Source organism: Dyella sp. (assembly GCF_036746095.1).
Lineage (GTDB): Bacteria > Pseudomonadota > Gammaproteobacteria > Xanthomonadales > Rhodanobacteraceae > Dyella_B.
In genome coordinates, this window is record NZ_DAIOEU010000001.1 from 272,515 (window position 1) to 290,176 (window position 17,662).

A 17,662-nucleotide genomic window follows, 5' to 3' on the forward strand; every position below is an offset into this window, starting at 1 on the left:
CGGGATTTCATCCCAGCCTACAGCCGTCCATCAACGGCTTCACGCGGCAGCACGTACTTCACGTCATAAATCACCGACGTCGGCTTGCCGAAGGCACGTATGCCTTCCGCCCCCAACGCCACGAACTCCCGATGCCCGACTGCGATGATCACCGCATCGTAGTCACCATTCTGCGGCAGCTTCACCGGGGTAATCGCATATTCGTGCTCGGCTTCGGTAGCGCTCACCCACGGATCGTGCACGTCGACCTGCGCGTTGTAACCACACAGCGCCTTGAGGATATCCACCACGCGCGTGTTGCGCAGGTCGGGACAGTTTTCCTTGAACGCCAGGCCCAGCACCAGGATGCGCGCATTCACCGGATTGATGCCTTTGCGCACCATCAAGCGGATCACTTCGCTGGCGACATAAGGGCCCATGCTGTCGTTGGTGCGCCGACCGGCAAGAATGACATCCGGGTGATGCCCGACTTCTTGCGCCTTGTGCGTGAGGTAATACGGATCGACACTGATGCAATGCCCGCCGACCAGGCCGGGCCGGAAGGGGAGGAAGTTCCACTTGGTGCCGGCTGCCTGCAGCACTTCCAAAGTGTCGATGCCGAGCTTGTTGAACAGGATCGCCAGGTCGTTGACCAGCGCGATATTGAGGTCGCGCTGGGTGTTTTCGATCACCTTGGCCGCTTCGGCCACCTTCAGCGAACTGACCTTGTGTGTGCCGGCGGTGATCACCGATCCATACAGGCTGTCGACAAAATCCGCGGTTTCCGGCGTCGAGCCGGATGTGACCTTGAGAATGCTGGTGACGCGATGCTGCTTGTCGCCGGGATTGATGCGTTCGGGACTGTAGCCGGCAAAAAAGTCGCGGTTGTAGACAAGGCCCGACTCGCGTTCGAGGATGGGAATGCAGATTTCCTCGGTGCAGCCCGGATATACGGTCGATTCGTAGACCACCACGTCGCCCACCGACAGCACCTTGCCCAAGGCTTCGCTCGCCTTGATCAAGGGCGTCAGGTCAGGGCGCTTGGCATTGTCGATCGGCGTCGGCACGGTGACGATGTACGTGTTGCGATCGGCCAGTTCGGCGATATCCGCACTGAACCGCAACCGCGTGGCCTCGGCCAGTTCGGCGGCGCTTACCTCCAGCGTGCTGTCGTGGCCGGCACGCAACTCATCGATGCGTCCTTTCTTGATGTCGAAACCGATCGTGTCGTAGTGCTTGCCAAACTCCACGGCCAACGGCAGGCCTACATAGCCAAGCCCGATGATGGCGAGCCTGGTGTTCTCCAGCTTCCGCATACGTCTCCCCTGATCGTGAGTACTTCCTGGTAAGAAATGGATCGGCCAGCCAGCACGCGCAGTTGACACCAGCCGCGAATCATCTGCAACTGGGCCACCGTAGCGTGGCGCTGGCGTCCCGCAGGTTGGGGCGAAATTCCAGCTCTTTCAGCTCCCCGTGCGGAATTTCATTCCCGCCTGCCGAGTGCCTCAGGTCGCCGGCTGTACCACAGGTGTTACACAACCTTGCCCCGGCCCGACTGCAACAACAACGTGATCGCGCGTTTCCACCCGCCGCGCGTAGCAATGGCCCAGCGAATCGCTGAAGCGATATGACTGCTGTCCATGTTGTCCGCGCGAGCCGGTAATGCCTGTGCCGCCGGCGTTGAAGTCGGTGTTGCTGTGGCTGGTGAGGTGGTTGTCCAACGTGGACCAGAAGCTCACGCGGCCATTTTCGGTCTGCTGGACCTTGCTCAGGTAGCCCTGCTGCAGCGTGATGTCCGCGGTGAAGTCACCGCTTGGGTGCACCTGCTTGCGGATATCGATGAGCAGGGGATAGTCGAGGTGGTGTGTCTGTTGCACCGTGCCGGCATCGGTGATGGTGCGCACGTCATCGGTCACTTGCGTGTGCATGGCGATGCGCTGCTTGTAGATGTCCTTCGATAGATGATCGAAGCTCTGGCGATTGGCGAAATCCGCGTGTTGCTCGACACGGGTGACGACCTTGCCGCGCGCGGTTTGCAGTTCGCCCGCGATCACGTAATGGCCGTTTTGCAAGGTATCGACCTGGCCTTGCAGCGTGCCGCCGGTACCGTTTTTGAAATGACGCCGCACTTGCGGCGGCTGCCCATCCTGCGTGGCAAGCGTGTTTTGCGTGAGCTTGCCGGTGAGCACGTCGCGACCGTGGTCGCGCCACGCCAGCAGGTTGGCGGCGAGGCTGAAGAAGTCGTGGGCGCCCAGCACGCGCACGGCCACGGTGTGCGGCTTGCCGTCGTCCAACAGGGCGGCAAAAGGCGTGAGTTCCACGCGGTACGGCGTGAAGTTGAGGGTCTGGATGTCTGTCGTGGGCCGCCACAAGTTGGGATCGACGCCGCCGGTGTAGGTCCATGGGTAGACCGGTGCGAGGCCCGCCGCCTGGCCGTCGATGCTCACGGCCACCTCGCGGAAGTTGCCGCCGGGGCACTGTTCCAGCGGGTCGCCCGCGTTCGGAGGCCCCAACGAGAATTCGCGCGTGGGCTCCGCATCGGCATCATCGATGCACATGTACCACTGCTCGTCCACCGCCTGGCTTTGCGCGATCAGGTCAAGCGCCACGCGCTCGACGTTGCGCGGCAGCGTGAGCGTGCGCGAAAGCGCTTCCTTGCTGTCCTGCACGTCCACCGGATGCCCGTTGCTGTCGCCGACCAGGCCGATGACGAGATCGGCGGCCGGCGCAGCCTTGCTCTCCGTCGTGGCCGGATAGAACACCAGTTTCGCGCTGCCATGGATCACGCCGGTGCGCGTGGCGTCTACCCAATTGTTGAGGATGGTCTGGCCGTGCCCGGCCGCATGAAGCAGGCTGGCGTAATCGGTCACGTCGCGCTCGACGTGCCAATGCGGACCGACCTTGGCGCTTGGTTCCTGGGTGGTGCCGTAGAAAAGATTGACACCCTTGAGCCACAGGCTGACCGTACGGTCGTACTGCCGCCCGGCCGTCACCGAGAAATCCGCCTCCAGCACCACTTTCGACCACGGTCCTGCACATGGCGCGGGCGGCGTGTACGTCCACTCGCGGGGCTTTGCGGCGCGCGAGGTTGCATCGCCGTGATCATCGAACGCGACGTCGGTATACAGGCTGGCGACGCAAGGTGAGCCAGCAGGGCGCGGCACCGGCATATCGGCATTGGCCACGCCACGATCGCCCACGGCGGGGGAGGCTTGTGCAATGGCGAGCGCGCTCGGCAGGAAGGCTGCAAGGGCGAGGCCGGGGCGAATCAGGTAGTGCATGTGGATCATCCTGCGGTGGCTTGGCTTATAAGCATGCACACGATGGCGTGTTCTGGCGAGTTTCGCCAAATACAATGCTTATTCGCCGGGACGACGTACTGTGGGAAATATGAGACGTGCCGGCAGCTACATACTTTCCTCGACAGCAAAGAAAAAAACACAGCAACCCTACCAGGCACTCGAAGAAAGCCATGAACGCACAACTATTGGAACGCAACGAATTGTTCGAAGAAGACTTCTCAGGCCTGGACCTGGCCGACACCGTACTGGAAGAAAAATCTTTCGACAGACGGGGCTGGTGACGACGGCGATACTTATTCAGTGTTGCCTTAAAAGTTACCGGTGCCGTGTTCGAGGAGTGCAAGCTATTGGACGTGGACTGGACCCGAGCCGACTGGCCGCGCTATGCCGCGCCGGGAAAGCTGGCGTTCCGAAAGTCTCTTTTGGACTACTGCAATTTCTTCCGCCTCTCGTTTCCCGAACTGGCGATGGAAGAAAAAGAGAAAAATTTTTCGGGCAGCCGGTCGAATTCCGCGCCTGCCGTTCGTCGTTCCAATGAAGATCGGGCAGCCAGCCCGATGGAAGACCCATCCGGAGAGGACCATGCCGCAATATCTGATTTCCACCTATATTCCCGCGGACTTCGATCCATCGCTCGTCACCGAAGAGACCATCCAGTCCATCCATGCGCTCAACCGGGAAATGATCGCGGCGGGCGTCAGGAAGTTTGCATGCGGCTTGAGCCCGAAGGCCGTGACCGTGAAGTCGCAAGGCGGTGGCGAGGTGATCGTCACGGATGGGCCGTACCTGGAGGCGAAGGAGTACGTAGGCGGCCTTTCGATCCTGGAAACCGACAACCTGGGCGAGGTGTTGGCATGGGTGCGCAAAGGCGCCCAGGCGCTGCCGGGTGTAGTCGAAGTGCGTGAGATTTTCTTCAACCCGGCCCCCGCAGAGGACTGAGCAGCCATGCGTAACAACAACACGATCGGCGCCTTCCTGATGAAATGCTCCGCCTTGCTTGTCGGGCTTGGCGTGGTTCATCACGCAATGGCACAAGATGCCGCCAACCCGTATCCGAAGATGGGCGCCGTCGATCAATACCTGATGCCGGATCGGAATGCGGAGATCGCCTTGGCGCGCAGTGCGGCGCCCGCATCCATCTCGCGAGATGCGACGGTGCTGGTGCTGGGGCGCAAGGGTTACGAGAAGGCGGTCGAAGGCAAGAACGGATTCGTATGCGTGGTGGGCAGAAGCTGGACGGGACCGTTTGACTGGCCCGAATTCTGGAATCCGAAAATACGGGCCGCCGATTGCCTGAACCCGCAAGCTGCGCGTTCGATCGTGCCTGTCTTCTATCTGCGCGCCAAGCTGGCGATGGCGGGGCGTTCCAAGGCGCAGATGCTGGCAGCCGTCAAGGCCGCCTATGCGGATAAACAATTGCCGGCCCTCGAAAACGGCGCGATGGATTACATGATGTCGAAGTCGTCGTATCTGACCGACGAGGGGATGCACAACATGCCGCATCTGATGTTCGATACGCAGGTCAAGGACAGCAAGGATTGGGGATCCGGCGCCGAGGGTTCACCGGTGATGTCCAGTCCCTACTGGTTCATCACGCCGCAGGCAGCCACCCAGGCGAACGGATTGCCGCCGATTCTCGTATTCCTGGTTGCGGCGCCGACCTGGTCCGACGGAACACCCGTGGACATGCATCATTGATACGCGATCTTGCGGCGCGGGGATGCCTCGGCAATGCCCGCGCCGTCACGATTGCGTCGCGCCACCTGCAATTCTCTTATGACTACGCGCAACGCTACGGCCCAAGGCGGTGGCGCTTTTCGAGATAGCGCACGAGGGCGCGTTCCTGTCTGTCGCCACGCAAGCTCGCGAACGCTTGCGCAGTGAGACGGCCATCGAGCCAGTCGTTGATCACCTGCGGATCGATATAGGAAGAGCGGCACACGGCTGGTGTATTGCCCATGGCCTCGGCGACCTCCTTGATCACGCCGGTGACCACGCGTGTACGTGCACGCAAACCACCCGTTTCCGGCAACGGACGTTTCGCCAACAGCCTGGCGGCAAGCAGGGTCGCGCCCCAGGTGCGAAAGGTCTTCGCCGTGAAGCATTCGTCATCAGCAGAACCTGCGGCTTCCCGCAAGTATTGATTCACTTCAGTGGAATCCACCGGTTGGCGAACGCCATCGTCATCCAGATACTGGAACAGCTTTTGCCCCGGTAGCTTGTGGATACGGCGGATGATCCTGGCCAGGCGCCGGTCGTCCAGCTCCACGTCGCGCTCGACACCGCTCTTGCCCTTGAACACGAACCGCAGCCGGCCCCGTTCATGCTTGAGATGGCGGGAACGCAGGGTCGTCAATCCATAACTGCCGTTCTCTCGCACGTAGTTTTCGTTGCCGACGCGGATCAAGGTTTTGTCCAACAGCGCGACGATCGTCGCCACCACTTTGGCCTGGCAAAGTCCCGGCAACGCCAAGTCGCTGCGCACCTTGCGGCGAATGGCCGGCAATGCCCGGCCGAACGAAACCAGGTTGGCGAATTTGCCCGCATCGCGAAATTGCCGCCAACCGGGGTGATAGCGATATTGCTTGCGACCGCGATCATCGCGGCCAGTGGCTTGCAGATGGCCGTGCGGATCCACGCAGATCCATACGTCCTTGTAGGCCGGCGGTATGGCCAGGCTGCGAATGCGCTGCAGGATGCGCCGATCCGTGACCGGACGCCCGGTGCGATGGCGATACGCAAAGCCCTTGCCGCAGCGCACACGCCGGATGCCCGGCTCCCGGTCGCTTACGTACACCAGGCCTCGCGCACGAATGCGCTTCTTTAAAACAGTCGATGCCGATACCGCCATCGCGTTGCCGTCGATCTAGCCAAGCAGAATGGAAAGACATTGATCAGCAGTCGGCGTTGACAGGATGTGACGAGTGCATGGCGGCAACGTTCGGCCCGGTTTGGGGGACAGCGCGTGCAGTGTTTTGGAGCTGACCATCACAGCTGCTTGATGCCTTTCCCTTTGCGCCAACGTCATCCCATGGACGTTGATGCGTAGGCAGGACGAAAGCCCAGTTCGTTGCTCGGGAACATGCCATTCGCTGCAGCAGTGCGGCCGCTTACTGCACGCCGGCCTTCCGTTCCAGGAGCCGGGTCAAGCGTGCACGAACGAGGCGAAGATGGAGGATGGGATAGAGATTGAACACTGCCTGGATCAGCACGAACAGCAGCGCCTCGGCAAAAAGACCGCGAAATGCGATGTAGGCGATATATGGCGTAAACAGCACGGCTGCCCAGAAGTGAATGGTCTCCGCGGACTCCGCCTTTCGAAGCAGGGCGGGAAAGTCCTGTCTTGGGCTCGTGAGATAAACGGAGTGGTTGAGATAACGAAGCGGGGTATTCCGAAGGAAGCTGCCAAAGCTTCGAATACCCCATCGATCCGCGGCACCTGCGGCGGTGGCATTTGAATCGACGGCCCTCAGGCCGGCGGGCATGCGGAACAGGAACTGTGGTTCTGCCGATTTGGCCGTGCCCATGAAGTAGAACATGCAGAAGAGTCCGAGCCAGGGCGAGCCAATACCCTCAACCCTGACCCAGATGAGGGTGCAGAGGCAGAAAAAAGCCCCGACCACGACCGCCTTGCCAATACCGAGCCATAGCCTCACCACCGCCGCTCCCATGCATGGTCCTGCCGATAGGTATGCCTGACAGCGCTGCCCGTGACAACGAAAAAGCCCCGGCAGAGCCGGGGCTTTTGACACATCCTGTGAGTGATGCCCCACTCGTCGGATCGCGACTTCCTTGCCGCTCCTGACATCCGTGTCACCAGCCGAACGTCGGCGGGACTTACGGGACATGGCGCCATTCTCTGTCAGGAAAGAGAGTTGGGCTATCAGGCTGTTTCGTCTTCTTCTGTAGGCGAATTCCTACAAAGGCGGTCCATTCGCCTGTCAGGCCTGACGGATACGGCGGATTGCCGGTAAACCGTCGCCTCGGCTTTCTCCCCAGGACGGGCATATCCATGCGGCCGGCCGTTTGTGCAGGATTCGGCAGATGGGTCAGGCAAGTACTACAAGACGCCTGAAGGGAAGCGGCGCAGAATCCATGGCTCATTGTGCAAAGCTTGCGCGCCAAGGCGGGGACCATTCATGGCGTTTTTTGTCAAACCGGGCCGGCTTGCGTCGGGTGTCGCATGCCTGGTCGCTACCGCGATTCCTGTCAGCCTTCTTGCTGCCGACACCGCTACCGAACCGATGGCGCCTCAGGCAACGGTGACGACGCTGACCAAGCCGGGTTTCTTCACCGAGCCGGGTATCGCGATCAGCCCGCTGGATCCCGACAAGGTCACGGCGATCTACCAGGACAACGTCCATGTCGCTTTCAGCAACGACGCTGGCGTCCATTGGAATGACGTACCCAGGGTGGCGCCACCGGAGTGGCGGGTGTCGGGAGACGTTTCGGTCACCTACGACACCAATGGCCATGCCATCGCCAGCTATATGGCTTTCAATAAGCTGGGTACGGAAGATTATTGGGCGCACAACGCACCCGCCGGCGGCCTCTACATCCGCCGTTCGCTGGAGGGTGGCAAGACGTGGGAGAGCCAGGCGCATGCAGTCATCGAGCATCTCGGCGACCATCCGCCACCGCTATGGGAAGACAAGCCGTTCATCGTCGCGGACCAGAGTCACGGCCCGCATGCCGGGAATCTTTACGTGGGATGGACGCGCTGGACTTTGACCGGATCGGAAATCCTGCTGAGCCGTTCCACGGACGATGGCTTGAGCTGGTCCACGCCGATGGAAATCGATGCGCATCCTGGCTTGCCGCGCGATGCCACCGGCGCCAACGAAGGATTCTGGGGCGTAGTGGGCCCGGATGGAACCTTTTACGCGGTGTGGGCGGATACCAGGCACATCGCCTTCACGCTGTCGAAGGACGGTGGCCGCAGCTTCTCCAAAGCGCGTGACGTCATTTCCACCGCGCCCATCATGTACGGCATTGCGGACCTGGACCGCGCCAATGGGTTTCCGCAACTTGCGATCGACCCGCGTGCCACGGCCGGCGCACCGCGTGGAAGGTTGTATGTGGCGTGGGCCGACTATCGAAATGGCGGTATAGATGTCTTTCTTTCCACCTCCGTCGACGACGGCAATCACTGGACGCCGGCGGTACGCGTCAATGACGATCCCTTGAACAATGGTGCCGATCATTTCTTTCCGGCGTTGGCGGTGGATGCGGTGACCGGCGATGTGTATGTGTCTTTCTACGATCGCCGCGCCGATCCCCGCAATCGTGCCGCCACTGTGACGCTGGCCCGCTCGACGGATCACGGCAATACATTCGTCAACTACGCGTGGACGAAGCAGCCTTTCACGATGCGTAACGTTTTCATGGGCGACTACAGTGGCCTGGCAGTGCATGGCGGTCATGTCTATGGCGTCTGGACGGAGCATGTCCAGACGCCACCAATGGAAGGCAAAGCGGGGCCGGGAGAGCGGCGGCGCGACAACAACACCGTTGTCAACGTGGGGACGGCGACGTTTCGCTAAGATCGGACTTTGCCAGTCGCAAAAGTGTTTCAGCCGCCAGATGCGATCGTGGCGAGCGTCGCCTCGCCATTCTCGCCCGCTATAAAAAACACGCCGTTGCTCAACACACCGGTTGTGATTGACGCTTGCGCCTTATAGGCCTTCAAAAGGAAACACAGGCCGCGGCCTCGCGTTCTTGATCGCATCGACAGCCGATGCGATGCCACCCGTCGCGTCCTGCGAATCAAACACCGGCATGGCGATATCAAACATGATCTGGTCGGTCGCCGCGATGCCGCCGTTCGCCCATGCGCGCAGCAAAAGCTTATGCGCCGCGAACGCCCGCGTCGGCCCTTTCGCAAGCTTGTTCGCGAAGGCGCGCGAGTGCGCGAGCAAGTGGTCGTCCGCAACGAGCTTGTTGATGACGCCCGCGCGCTCCATGGCCGCGGCGGAAACCTGCTCGGAGGTGAGCGCCCATTCCGCTGCGCGCGCACGGCCGGCGCGCTCAGCAACACGGTAGATGCCGCCAAGCAAGGTCACGATGCCGAGCGTCTGTTCGGGATGGCCGAAGCGGGCTGTTTCCGACGCGAAGATGACGTCCGCGCGCAGGGCAAGTTCAAGGCCGCCTCCGAAGCAAAGCCCTTGTACGGCCGCTACGACGGGGAGGGGGAGTTGTTCGAACCGGTTGAATACTTCCATGTAGCGTTCGAAGGTTGCCCGCAGTTCGGAGCGACTGCGTTCCGGCCACGGCAAGATGTCGCCACCGAAGCTGAAGTCGGTGCCAGACGCGCACAAGAGCACGGCCCGGCTGTCGCTGCTTGCGATGTGCGCGATGGCGGCAGCAAGCTCTTCGACCATCTGGTCGCCGATGCGGTTTTGCGGCGCGTTATGCAGCGTGATGGTCGCCACGCGTTGGTCGATGGTGCAGGTGAGATGGGACATGGCACGTATCCTGAGTTGTCGGTGTGGCGATCACTGCGCCGGCACGGGAACGATCGCCGAAATGCGCCAGCCTTCGGCGGTGCGGATAGCGAATTCGTTGACCAGAAACGAATAGGTCGTTCCCGCCTGGCCCGCGGCACCGACGGTGATGCGTGTGGGTGCATAGATATGGGCGGTATCCGGTCCGAGCGGCAGAACACGGATCGCGTCTTCTTCGGGCTCGAAGCGCCAGGTTCCCGCGAAGACCGTGCGGAAATGATCGACCACTGCGTCGCGTCCCCAAAAACGATAGGCACGCGCCACGAAGTTCACCGGGTCGGGTTGTCCCGGCGGGGTGTTGGCAAGCACGGACTTGATCACTTCGATGTCATGCGCGGTTTCGCCCGCGGCCTGGCGTAGAAAAAGATCGCGGATCTCTTCGATGTCCGCAGCGCTGATTGTGTTCGCGTTCTGTTCGTTGATCACGATGGATGCTCCTGTAGATGGGATTGACCGGGCAAGGCTGTAACTGTTCTGGCTATGCGGATTCGTTGCCGAGATGCTCGGCAAACCATGCGGTCGCAGCAGCTTCGGCCAGGGCAAACTGGCTGCGATACGGATCGAAGTGGCCGCCGGGTACCAGCACCAGCCGCTTGGGCTCAAGTGCGCGTTCGTACGCGGCGAGGGCAAGGTCGGTAAGCGTCACCTTGTCGTCTCGTGCAACGACGAGCAGCAAGGGAGTTGGCGATACGCGGGCAATCCACGCGCCGGGTTCGTACGTGCGCGCCGCTCGCGTCGAGCGAAGCGTGATGGTGTTTTCCCACAATCCGGCTCGAATCGGTTGCAGGTAAAAATCGATGGCGTCCTGCGAACGATAAGCGGCCGAAATGCCCGGATCAGCGCTTACCACCGCTTGGCGGCCCGGCGCGGCGCCGTGCAGTTGCGCTCTTTCATCCTCGTTGAAGGCGTTCTCCAATGCCGGTAGCGCATCGGGCGATATACGGCGCTTGCCTTGTTCGTAACCGCTGATGGTCGGCACCTGCGCGACCACGCAGCGCAAGCGGCGATCGGTAGCGCCAAGCACGATCGCATGGCCACCTGCATAGCTAGTTCCCCATAGGCCGATGCGGGCCGGATCGACCTCGGGACGGCTTTCCAGATAAGAGATCGCACGACGCCAATCGGCAATCTGCCGCCAGGGATCGATGTCACCGCGCGGCTCGCCACCGCTGCCGCCGAAATTGCGGTGGTCGTGGACCAGCACCACGAATCCCGCGGCGGCGAACGCCTGCGCGAAACGGATAAGGCCATGCTCCATCGTGCCGGCGAAGCCATGGGCCATGGTGATGGCCGGCCTGGGACCGGCGCCTGCCGGCAGGAACAGGCGCGCGCCGAGTTCAATATCGCCGTCCGCCGGGATGCGGACATCCATCGTGCTGACCATAAATCCTCCTCTGACCCATGTTTGCCTTGACGAATGTCCCGGCCTGGAAAATAATATGACCAGTCGTCTTAAATTAGTCAATGAAAAAAATGAAAGCTGGATCACCCGCCCGCCGAGGGCCAAAACCCAAACTGGATACCCGCGACAACCTGATTCGCGCGGGCCTGAAGACAATCCATGCCGGTGGATTCACGGCGACCGGCATCCAGGACATCGTGGATATCGCCGACGTGCCGAAGGGTTCGTTCTACAACCACTTCGCCAGCAAGGAGACATTCGGCGCGGAGGTCATCGACACCTACTCAACGCTCGGCCAGCAACGCCTGCGCACGTTCCTTTGCGATCCGGGCATGCCGCCGCTCGCCCGGCTGCAAGCTTATTTCGACGACCGGATCGAAGCCTTTGCCGCCAATGCCTATGCCCGTGGCTGCCTGATGGGCAATTTCAGCGCCGAAGCCGCCGATCACAGCGCAGTGATACGAGAACACCTGGTCACGCAATGGGATGCCTGGAGCGGCATCTTCGAAAGTTGCATCGCCCAAGCGCAGCGCGAGGGAGCTATCGACGACCGCAGGTCTGCGGCGTTGCTGGCCCGCTTCATGTTCAACAGCTGGGAAGGTGCGCTGCTGCGCATGCGCGTGGAAAAAAACGGCGCTGCCCTTGCCGAATTCAAGGACGTCATTTTCGGAATGGTTCTGGCGCCGCGGCAGCAGGCGTGAGCCTTGAGGCAACACTGATCAAGTATCGCCGTCGTCACCAGCCCTGTCTGTTCGCAGGCCACAGGGCCGTCGGCGAAGGCAGACGGGTTGTCTGTCGAGACGGCGGACCTGCGGCATGCGGACACAAATGCAGAGATAAAATCAGCTCACCGGTGTTCTCTGGAGTTTAGTGATGACGACGGCAGAAGCAGCCGCGCCGGACAGCACTGCAGCACGGACCGCCTTGTGGCGTGCCCTCCACGTCAACATCGATCCAGCGCCGCATGTGCTTGAGGATGAGGTCGGCTTGAAGTTGCTCGCGCCAGGTGACGACTGGCTGGCGCGTGGTGACATGAATCCGCAGTTCACACGGCCTTTCCGCGCCTCCGTCGTCGCCCGGTCCCGTTTCATCGAAGACTTGATAGCGCAACAGCTCGCGCACGGCGTTTCCCAGTACGTCATTCTCGGCGCCGGCCTGGACAGCTTTGCGCAGCGCTGGCCGGAGCTCGCATCGCGCCTGACTGTATTTGAAATCGATCAGCCGGGAGCGCAGGCGTGGAAGCGTCAACGCCTGATCGACATGGGCTTTGGCTTGCCGGATTGGCTGCGTCTGGTGCCCGTCGACTTCGAGGCATCGGACTCCTGGTGGTCCAAACTTGTTGCGGCCGGTTTCGATCCAGCGCAACCAGCCGTCGTGGCCTCGATGGGGGTGAGCATGTATCTGACCGGCGAGGCAAACCGTGCCACATTGCGGCAAATTTCGTCGCTCGCTCGCGGCTCAATCTTCGCCATGAGCTTTCTTGTGCCGATAGAGCTGGCCGACCCTGCCATGAGACCAGGCTTGGAAATGGCAGTCGCAGCTGCGCACAAAAGCGGCACGCCGTTCGTGTCTTTCTACACGCCAGGAGAAATCACCTCGCTCGCCTTGGCGTCGGGCTTTGGCGAAGCCGAACATGTGTCGGGAGACCAGTTGGCGCAACGCTACTTCTCGCAGCGGCATGACGGCCTGCGCCCACCGAACAATGCCGAAGAACTTCTTGTTGCGCGGGTATAGATGCGCTTGCAAGCGCCAGGCGAAAACCAGTGCGGGGAGCATCAAGGCTGCACCTCGCAAGGGGCGCCTGTGTTCAGTCGATCGAGATCGCCCTTTGGCGCTTTACGCGCCGCGCCGCTTGCTCAGTGCGCTGGTTGAGTGCCATGCCTGGTCCTGAAGTAGGCCAGAGCATCCCTAGGGATGGATGGCAGCTATCGCGTTCAGCAAGTCATGCATGCCAAAGGGTTTTTCGAGGCAAGGAAGATCTTGGTAAGCGGCGGGAATTTGATCGCAGGCCAGTCCGGTGATCAGGAGCGTCGTGGTGGAGAGCTCTCGTAACCGGTTTACGATCGGATAGGCTGGGCCACTGGGCAGCATGACGTCGATGAGCGCCACGTCAGGAACCAAGCCACGGTCCAGCCATGTGAATGCCGCGGGGACGTCGTACGCATGACCGACCACGACGATCCCCGAACTTGCCAACACGTCCATCAAGGTGGACGCGACCATGGGCTGATCTTCAACCACAAAGGCTTTCAACGGCTGGGAGTCGCTGGACACTCAAGTTCGCACGCATTTGAAAGAGCAAGGATAGCGATGCCGAAGTTAACGAAAGGTCCACGCGCTGCTCACGTTCGAGCGAACCTCGTCCGACTTGGCATATTCCTTATTGCTGAGGGCTGCTGCCGGAAGCCTGCTGTCCACCTATCGGTGGTTTTTGGCTGTCCGCAAGGTTGGACGGCCAATCAGCCGGTTCGTCTGCCTCGTGGATCGGCAGCAGGCGGCTGTCAAAGGTGCGCCACGCGCCATCGGTACCCTGGATTTTGATCACCGCGTCGCTTGCGCCGCGGCGCGCGGCCTCGCGGCATTCCTGCAAGGCATACGCCAACGCTTCTTGGCGAGAGGGAAAGCGATGGGTGTGGTGATCTTCCACGACCACCGCCGTCGGCGCCGATAGCTTGGGGGCGAGCTGGGGAATGCAAAACATGGGCGGGACAAACCATGAGGTTGCTGGCGACTGTGCAATGGCGCGCGTCGGCGGCGTGTGCAATGACAGTCGATGGCACATGGTTGCCACGGACGCGTTTATCCTGTGGCAGCTTTCATGCGCAACGCGTCAAACGCACGCAGGTACACAGGCGCTGGGCTGCTGATCGTCGTTCAATGTCGCGTGCAAGCATTGCGCTTTGACATAGACGGCGGGCAGGGCGGTCGCCATCGCAGGCGCCGCCCTCCATCATCGGTTGCTTGTTGCTGCCGGGTGGTTCAGTTTTCGAGCACGCGCAGATCGATGGAATTCGCCATCGCCTGGTATCCGGCGTCGTTGGGATGCAAATGATCGCCGCTGTCGTAGGCGGGCAACAAGGCAGTGGGATTGGATGGATCGCGCACGACCTGGTCGAAATCAAGTACGCCGTCGGCGCCGTTTGCCGAGCGCACGAACGCGTTCACGGCCTCGCGCTTCATTTCCCCTGCGGGGTCGTAATACGAGGCGCCGTTGTATGGAGTTATGGTGCCCAGGTAGATCTTGATCCCGTTGGCTTTCGCCTGGGCGATGGTCGCCTGCATGGCCGCGATGATCTGGTCGGCGGAAACGTTTTGCTGCGGAATTTCCTCGCCAATGCCAATGTCGTTGATGCCCAGCAGGATCATGACGTGGGTCGCGCCCGAAACGCCGGCAACATCATGGGCGAATCGAGTCACGCCGGCGGGACCTACGCCGTCGTAGATCCAGCGATTGCCGGCGATGGCGGCATTGACCACGCTCACGCGACCGAGGTCTTCCGCATCGGACTGCACGCGATTGTCCAGGTAGTTGGGCCAGCGGTGGTTGGCATCGATGGTCGAACCGTATCCGTCGGTGATCGAGTCGCCGAACGCCACGACCACTTTGTATGGATGCGCCCACTGGTCGGTGCCGTTGGCAGAGGAGCCGACTGTCGATGCGTCAACCTCGCTGAGCCAGTAGTACATGGTGGTTGCCGTGGCATTGGCCATGACCGCGGCGCCGGCCTGGTCGCCCGGTGACAGGTAATTGGTTTGCATGCCTATCGTGTGGGTGGTGACGACGGGCGTGTTCTGCGGCACGTACAGGCTGATTGCCAGATCCGATTGCGTCGGCACCTGCAGGTAGACCGGATCGCTCCACCGTTCTTCGCCGGGCGCGAGCGTTACGGTGTGGTTGCCGGCGAACCGGAGCCTGCGATCCGTGGCCGGATCGATGCCGCCGTTGCCGGTGCTGCGTGCAAGGTGGGCTTCGGCGAACGTCACTGGCGTGGTTCCGAAGAAGTTGGACAGCTTGACGCGGATCAGGCTGCCGCCATGCGATGTGTGGACAATCTGGCGGACCGACTGATCGGAGATGGCCTGCGGTGGAACGGTGATGCCAGGGTAAAGGATGTTGTAATTCTGCGGCGCCGCGTACCAGGTGGCGAACCATGGCGGCTGATTGCAGGCTGCCGATAAAAGCACGACCAACGCCATTACGGCGAGGGCTTTTCCGAGCAAAGAAAAGGTGCGGGTGCCTCTCTGGAATACGCGCGTACTCATAACCGTTTCTCCTTGGTGGTGGGCTGCACGTGGGTTACGGAGGGTGGTTCGGTTCAGGAGCGTGTGCAGAAAGCAGCAAGCCACCCGGGCGGGCGGACACGTGAATACGTTCTTGGGTACGTGTGGGGAGCGGGCGTTCTGTTGCTGGCGTGCGATGAATTCGTATGACAGGTGATGCCGAGGCGTTATCAGCGCGCCCCGATTTCGATGACACGATAGCGATCGTTTTTCGCCGCGAAGAGCAGGGTGAAGAATTATGTGTAGCGACGCGGCAGTACCCCTGCACCGGCACCGCAAAACCATTGCTTCATAACCGGCCGCGGCACCGCATCGTCATAACATCGGCTTCGACTGGAAAGGTCCAATTGACCAAAAAACCGGAAGGCCAATGAATGTCTCGATTCATTGATGTGGTCCCCGGGTGAAGGCCACTGCTGTCCGGGGAAAATGAAGTTCTCCACAAACGCGCGGGCATGACACCCCGCATCGAAAATTTTCCATGGAAATTCAGTGCTCTCAACTCGTCATTCCAGCTTCCGCTCGCTGCTGTCCGGCAAGGAATTCGCGTGTCCCATGTACGTCTGCGCAACCCATACGGCCGTCAATCCCGCGAAAGCGCACTGCTGTCCGGGAAAATTTTTCGCTGTTCTTGCGGGAAAGCTAAAACGACGTCATTCCAGCGAAAGCTGGAATCCAGTGCCTTTGCAGATTTTCAAGTCGCTGGATTCCAGCTTTCGCTGGAATGACGAGCTGATGGCACTGAATTCCCATGGAAAATTTTCGATGCGGGGTGTCATGCCCGCGCATTTCTGAAGAACTTCATTTTCCCCGGACAGCAGTGCGCGAAAGCGGGAATGACGGCCCCAAGGAATACGGCGATTTTGAGCCTGCCCTCGATAGAAGAGCCCTAAATTGCGTCATATCGCGCTGGGCACTAATGAGCTTTCGCTGGAACGACGTCGTTTAGCTTTCGCGCAAGAACGGCGGAAAATTCCACCGGACAGCAGTGGAGTGCAAGCGCAGGCCCGTTTCAGCGCTTCAGACAATCAGTTTTCGGTACTGGATGAAAGGCGAGCGACTGGCAATGCGGTCATACAGCTGCATGGCGTTATGGTTGGATTCGTGCGTCTGCCAGTACACCCGGGATATCCCGCGGCGTTTTGCCTGCTCATAGACATGCTCGATCAGCGCGCGGCCAATGCCGCCGCCACGCGCATCTTCCTCAACAAAAAGATCTTGGAGATAGCAGTCGTCGCTCGTCGTCCAGGTCGATCGATGGTGGATGAAATGCACCAGCCCCAATGCGCGATCGCTCATCACGGCAAGTGCCGCGTGCATCGGTTCGACCGGCTCCAGGAAGCGTTCCCAGGTCTGGCGCGTCACCGGCTCCGGGATATCCACGTCATAAAAGCGCTGATACCGTTTCCAAAGCAACACCCACGCGCCGAAATCGCTGGCATCGATGGCCTTGATTTGGACGTGTCTCATATTGTCCCGACGAATGTCGCCGGTGCGGCGATCCTGTTCGTGGATTTCGAAACGTCGCCGCTGTCGCCAGTCATGAAAGCCTTGCCATGATCGCGGGGTCGATCAGCGCGAGCGCTTCGTTTCTCGCCAGCACCGCTTTGTCCTTGTCGAGAAACGCAGTCGCCTGCACTGACAGGAATTGCACCGTTTTCAGCCCGATGCTCGCCAGCACGACCGACAAGTACGTCGTAAGGAAATCAGGCTGGTTGGCACGCTCACCAGTAAAGACGCCACCGGAAGCGATGCCGATAAACACCGGGCGATCCCGAAGCATCCCCATCTTTCCAGCCGGTGTCGACTTGAACGTCCGACCGGCGCGAAGGAGCTGGTCGATCCACGCCTTGAGCACCGACGGAACAGTCAGGTTGTTCATGGGCGTCCCGATGACGATGACATCGGCCGCCTCGACTTCCTGGATGAGCGCCTCGGAAAGCTCAAGCGCTCCCTTCAGCGGAGCTGCCAGGGTGGCTGGGGACGACAACGTCATCGCATACTCGGGTGATGCGTGTGGCAGGGGAGCAACGGCAAAGTCCCGCCGGCTGATACTCGCTTCGGGCGCAATCTCCAGGATTTTTTCAACGATTCCCGCCGAAAGCTGGCGGCTGTGTGATGCCGGGCGCGGGCTGCAATCAATGTGGAGGATATTCAAGCGAAGGACCCTATCCATTGCCAGTGAGTGTGGCGAG

Annotated in this window: 18 protein-coding genes; 6 read left to right on the forward strand and 12 right to left on the reverse strand. The window is 60.9% G+C overall.

Annotated elements, in window-relative coordinates:
* Positions 1-17: 17 nt before the first annotated feature.
* Together tviB and V7M64_RS00985 are read right to left on the reverse strand one after the other, a co-directional pair.
* The gene (tviB, locus tag V7M64_RS00980; RefSeq protein WP_333676372.1) at positions 18-1,295 is read right to left on the reverse strand and encodes a Vi polysaccharide biosynthesis UDP-N-acetylglucosamine C-6 dehydrogenase TviB; all 1,278 of its coding nucleotides are present in this window, start codon (positions 1,293-1,295) and stop codon (positions 18-20) included.
* A gap of 189 nt (positions 1,296-1,484) precedes the next feature.
* Positions 1,485-3,260, reverse strand: a complete 1,776-nt coding sequence (locus tag V7M64_RS00985) for a peptide-N4-asparagine amidase (protein WP_333676374.1) — start codon at positions 3,258-3,260, stop codon at positions 1,485-1,487.
* A 603-nt stretch (positions 3,261-3,863) separates the two neighbouring features.
* Between V7M64_RS00985 and V7M64_RS00990 the strand changes: the two genes are divergently transcribed.
* Together V7M64_RS00990 and V7M64_RS00995 are read left to right on the forward strand one after the other, a co-directional pair.
* A complete protein-coding gene (locus V7M64_RS00990; protein ID WP_333676375.1) occupies positions 3,864-4,220 on the forward strand; it encodes a YciI family protein in 357 nt (118 codons plus the stop codon).
* 6 nt (positions 4,221-4,226) lie between these two features.
* The gene (locus tag V7M64_RS00995) at positions 4,227-4,979 is read left to right on the forward strand and encodes a hypothetical protein (protein ID WP_333676377.1); all 753 of its coding nucleotides are present in this window, start codon (positions 4,227-4,229) and stop codon (positions 4,977-4,979) included.
* Positions 4,980-5,073: 94 nt separating this feature from the next.
* Here V7M64_RS00995 and V7M64_RS01000 read toward each other — a convergent pair whose 3' ends face one another.
* Together V7M64_RS01000 and V7M64_RS01005 are read right to left on the reverse strand one after the other, a co-directional pair.
* The gene (locus tag V7M64_RS01000; protein ID WP_333676379.1) at positions 5,074-6,078 is read right to left on the reverse strand and encodes a DNA topoisomerase IB; all 1,005 of its coding nucleotides are present in this window, start codon (positions 6,076-6,078) and stop codon (positions 5,074-5,076) included.
* A gap of 313 nt (positions 6,079-6,391) precedes the next feature.
* Positions 6,392-6,952, reverse strand: coding sequence for a hypothetical protein (locus tag V7M64_RS01005; RefSeq protein ID WP_333676381.1), 561 nt, complete (start codon positions 6,950-6,952; stop codon positions 6,392-6,394).
* Between the two features lie 468 nt (positions 6,953-7,420).
* On the opposite strand from V7M64_RS01005, the gene V7M64_RS01010 reads away from it, so the two are divergent.
* The gene (locus V7M64_RS01010; protein ID WP_333676382.1) at positions 7,421-8,824 is read left to right on the forward strand and encodes a sialidase family protein; all 1,404 of its coding nucleotides are present in this window, start codon (positions 7,421-7,423) and stop codon (positions 8,822-8,824) included.
* A 132-nt stretch (positions 8,825-8,956) separates the two neighbouring features.
* Here V7M64_RS01010 and V7M64_RS01015 read toward each other — a convergent pair whose 3' ends face one another.
* The 3 genes from V7M64_RS01015 to V7M64_RS01025 are packed head-to-tail and all read right to left on the reverse strand — an operon-like array spanning position 8,957 to position 11,168.
* On the reverse strand, positions 8,957-9,745 hold the full coding sequence (locus V7M64_RS01015; protein ID WP_333676384.1) for an enoyl-CoA hydratase/isomerase family protein: 789 nt from the start codon (positions 9,743-9,745) through the stop codon (positions 8,957-8,959).
* Positions 9,746-9,775: 30 nt separating this feature from the next.
* Positions 9,776-10,210, reverse strand: a complete 435-nt coding sequence (locus V7M64_RS01020; RefSeq protein WP_333676386.1) for a nuclear transport factor 2 family protein — start codon at positions 10,208-10,210, stop codon at positions 9,776-9,778.
* 52 nt (positions 10,211-10,262) lie between these two features.
* Positions 10,263-11,168 carry an alpha/beta hydrolase gene (locus V7M64_RS01025; RefSeq protein WP_333676387.1) on the reverse strand — a complete coding sequence of 302 codons (906 nt, stop codon included), beginning with the start codon at positions 11,166-11,168 and terminating at the stop codon, positions 10,263-10,265.
* 89 nt (positions 11,169-11,257) lie between these two features.
* Between V7M64_RS01025 and V7M64_RS01030 the strand changes: the two genes are divergently transcribed.
* Both V7M64_RS01030 and V7M64_RS01035 read left to right on the forward strand, forming a co-directional pair.
* Positions 11,258-11,887 carry a TetR family transcriptional regulator C-terminal domain-containing protein gene (locus tag V7M64_RS01030; protein WP_333676388.1) on the forward strand — a complete coding sequence of 210 codons (630 nt, stop codon included), beginning with the start codon at positions 11,258-11,260 and terminating at the stop codon, positions 11,885-11,887.
* A gap of 172 nt (positions 11,888-12,059) precedes the next feature.
* A complete protein-coding gene (locus V7M64_RS01035; RefSeq protein WP_333676389.1) occupies positions 12,060-12,920 on the forward strand; it encodes a class I SAM-dependent methyltransferase in 861 nt (286 codons plus the stop codon).
* A 174-nt stretch (positions 12,921-13,094) separates the two neighbouring features.
* Here the strand turns inward: V7M64_RS01035 and V7M64_RS01040 are convergent, their stop codons facing one another.
* The 3 genes from V7M64_RS01040 to V7M64_RS01050 form a co-directional block, all read right to left on the reverse strand.
* Positions 13,095-13,460, reverse strand: coding sequence for a response regulator (locus V7M64_RS01040; RefSeq protein ID WP_333676390.1), 366 nt, complete (start codon positions 13,458-13,460; stop codon positions 13,095-13,097).
* A 106-nt stretch (positions 13,461-13,566) separates the two neighbouring features.
* Positions 13,567-13,887, reverse strand: a complete 321-nt coding sequence (locus V7M64_RS01045) for a hypothetical protein (protein WP_333676392.1) — start codon at positions 13,885-13,887, stop codon at positions 13,567-13,569.
* Between the two features lie 278 nt (positions 13,888-14,165).
* Positions 14,166-15,449, reverse strand: a complete 1,284-nt coding sequence (locus tag V7M64_RS01050; RefSeq protein WP_333676393.1) for an SGNH/GDSL hydrolase family protein — start codon at positions 15,447-15,449, stop codon at positions 14,166-14,168.
* A gap of 473 nt (positions 15,450-15,922) precedes the next feature.
* Between V7M64_RS01050 and V7M64_RS01055 the strand changes: the two genes are divergently transcribed.
* Positions 15,923-16,195: a hypothetical protein gene (locus tag V7M64_RS01055; RefSeq protein WP_333676395.1), complete on the forward strand. Its 273-nt coding sequence runs from the start codon at positions 15,923-15,925 to the stop codon at positions 16,193-16,195.
* 292 nt (positions 16,196-16,487) lie between these two features.
* Here V7M64_RS01055 and V7M64_RS01060 read toward each other — a convergent pair whose 3' ends face one another.
* Positions 16,488-16,937 carry a GNAT family N-acetyltransferase gene (locus tag V7M64_RS01060; protein ID WP_333676397.1) on the reverse strand — a complete coding sequence of 150 codons (450 nt, stop codon included), beginning with the start codon at positions 16,935-16,937 and terminating at the stop codon, positions 16,488-16,490.
* 70 nt (positions 16,938-17,007) lie between these two features.
* Positions 17,008-17,625 carry an NAD(P)H-dependent oxidoreductase gene (locus tag V7M64_RS01065; RefSeq protein ID WP_333676398.1) on the reverse strand — a complete coding sequence of 206 codons (618 nt, stop codon included), beginning with the start codon at positions 17,623-17,625 and terminating at the stop codon, positions 17,008-17,010.
* Positions 17,626-17,662: the final 37 nt, after the last annotated feature.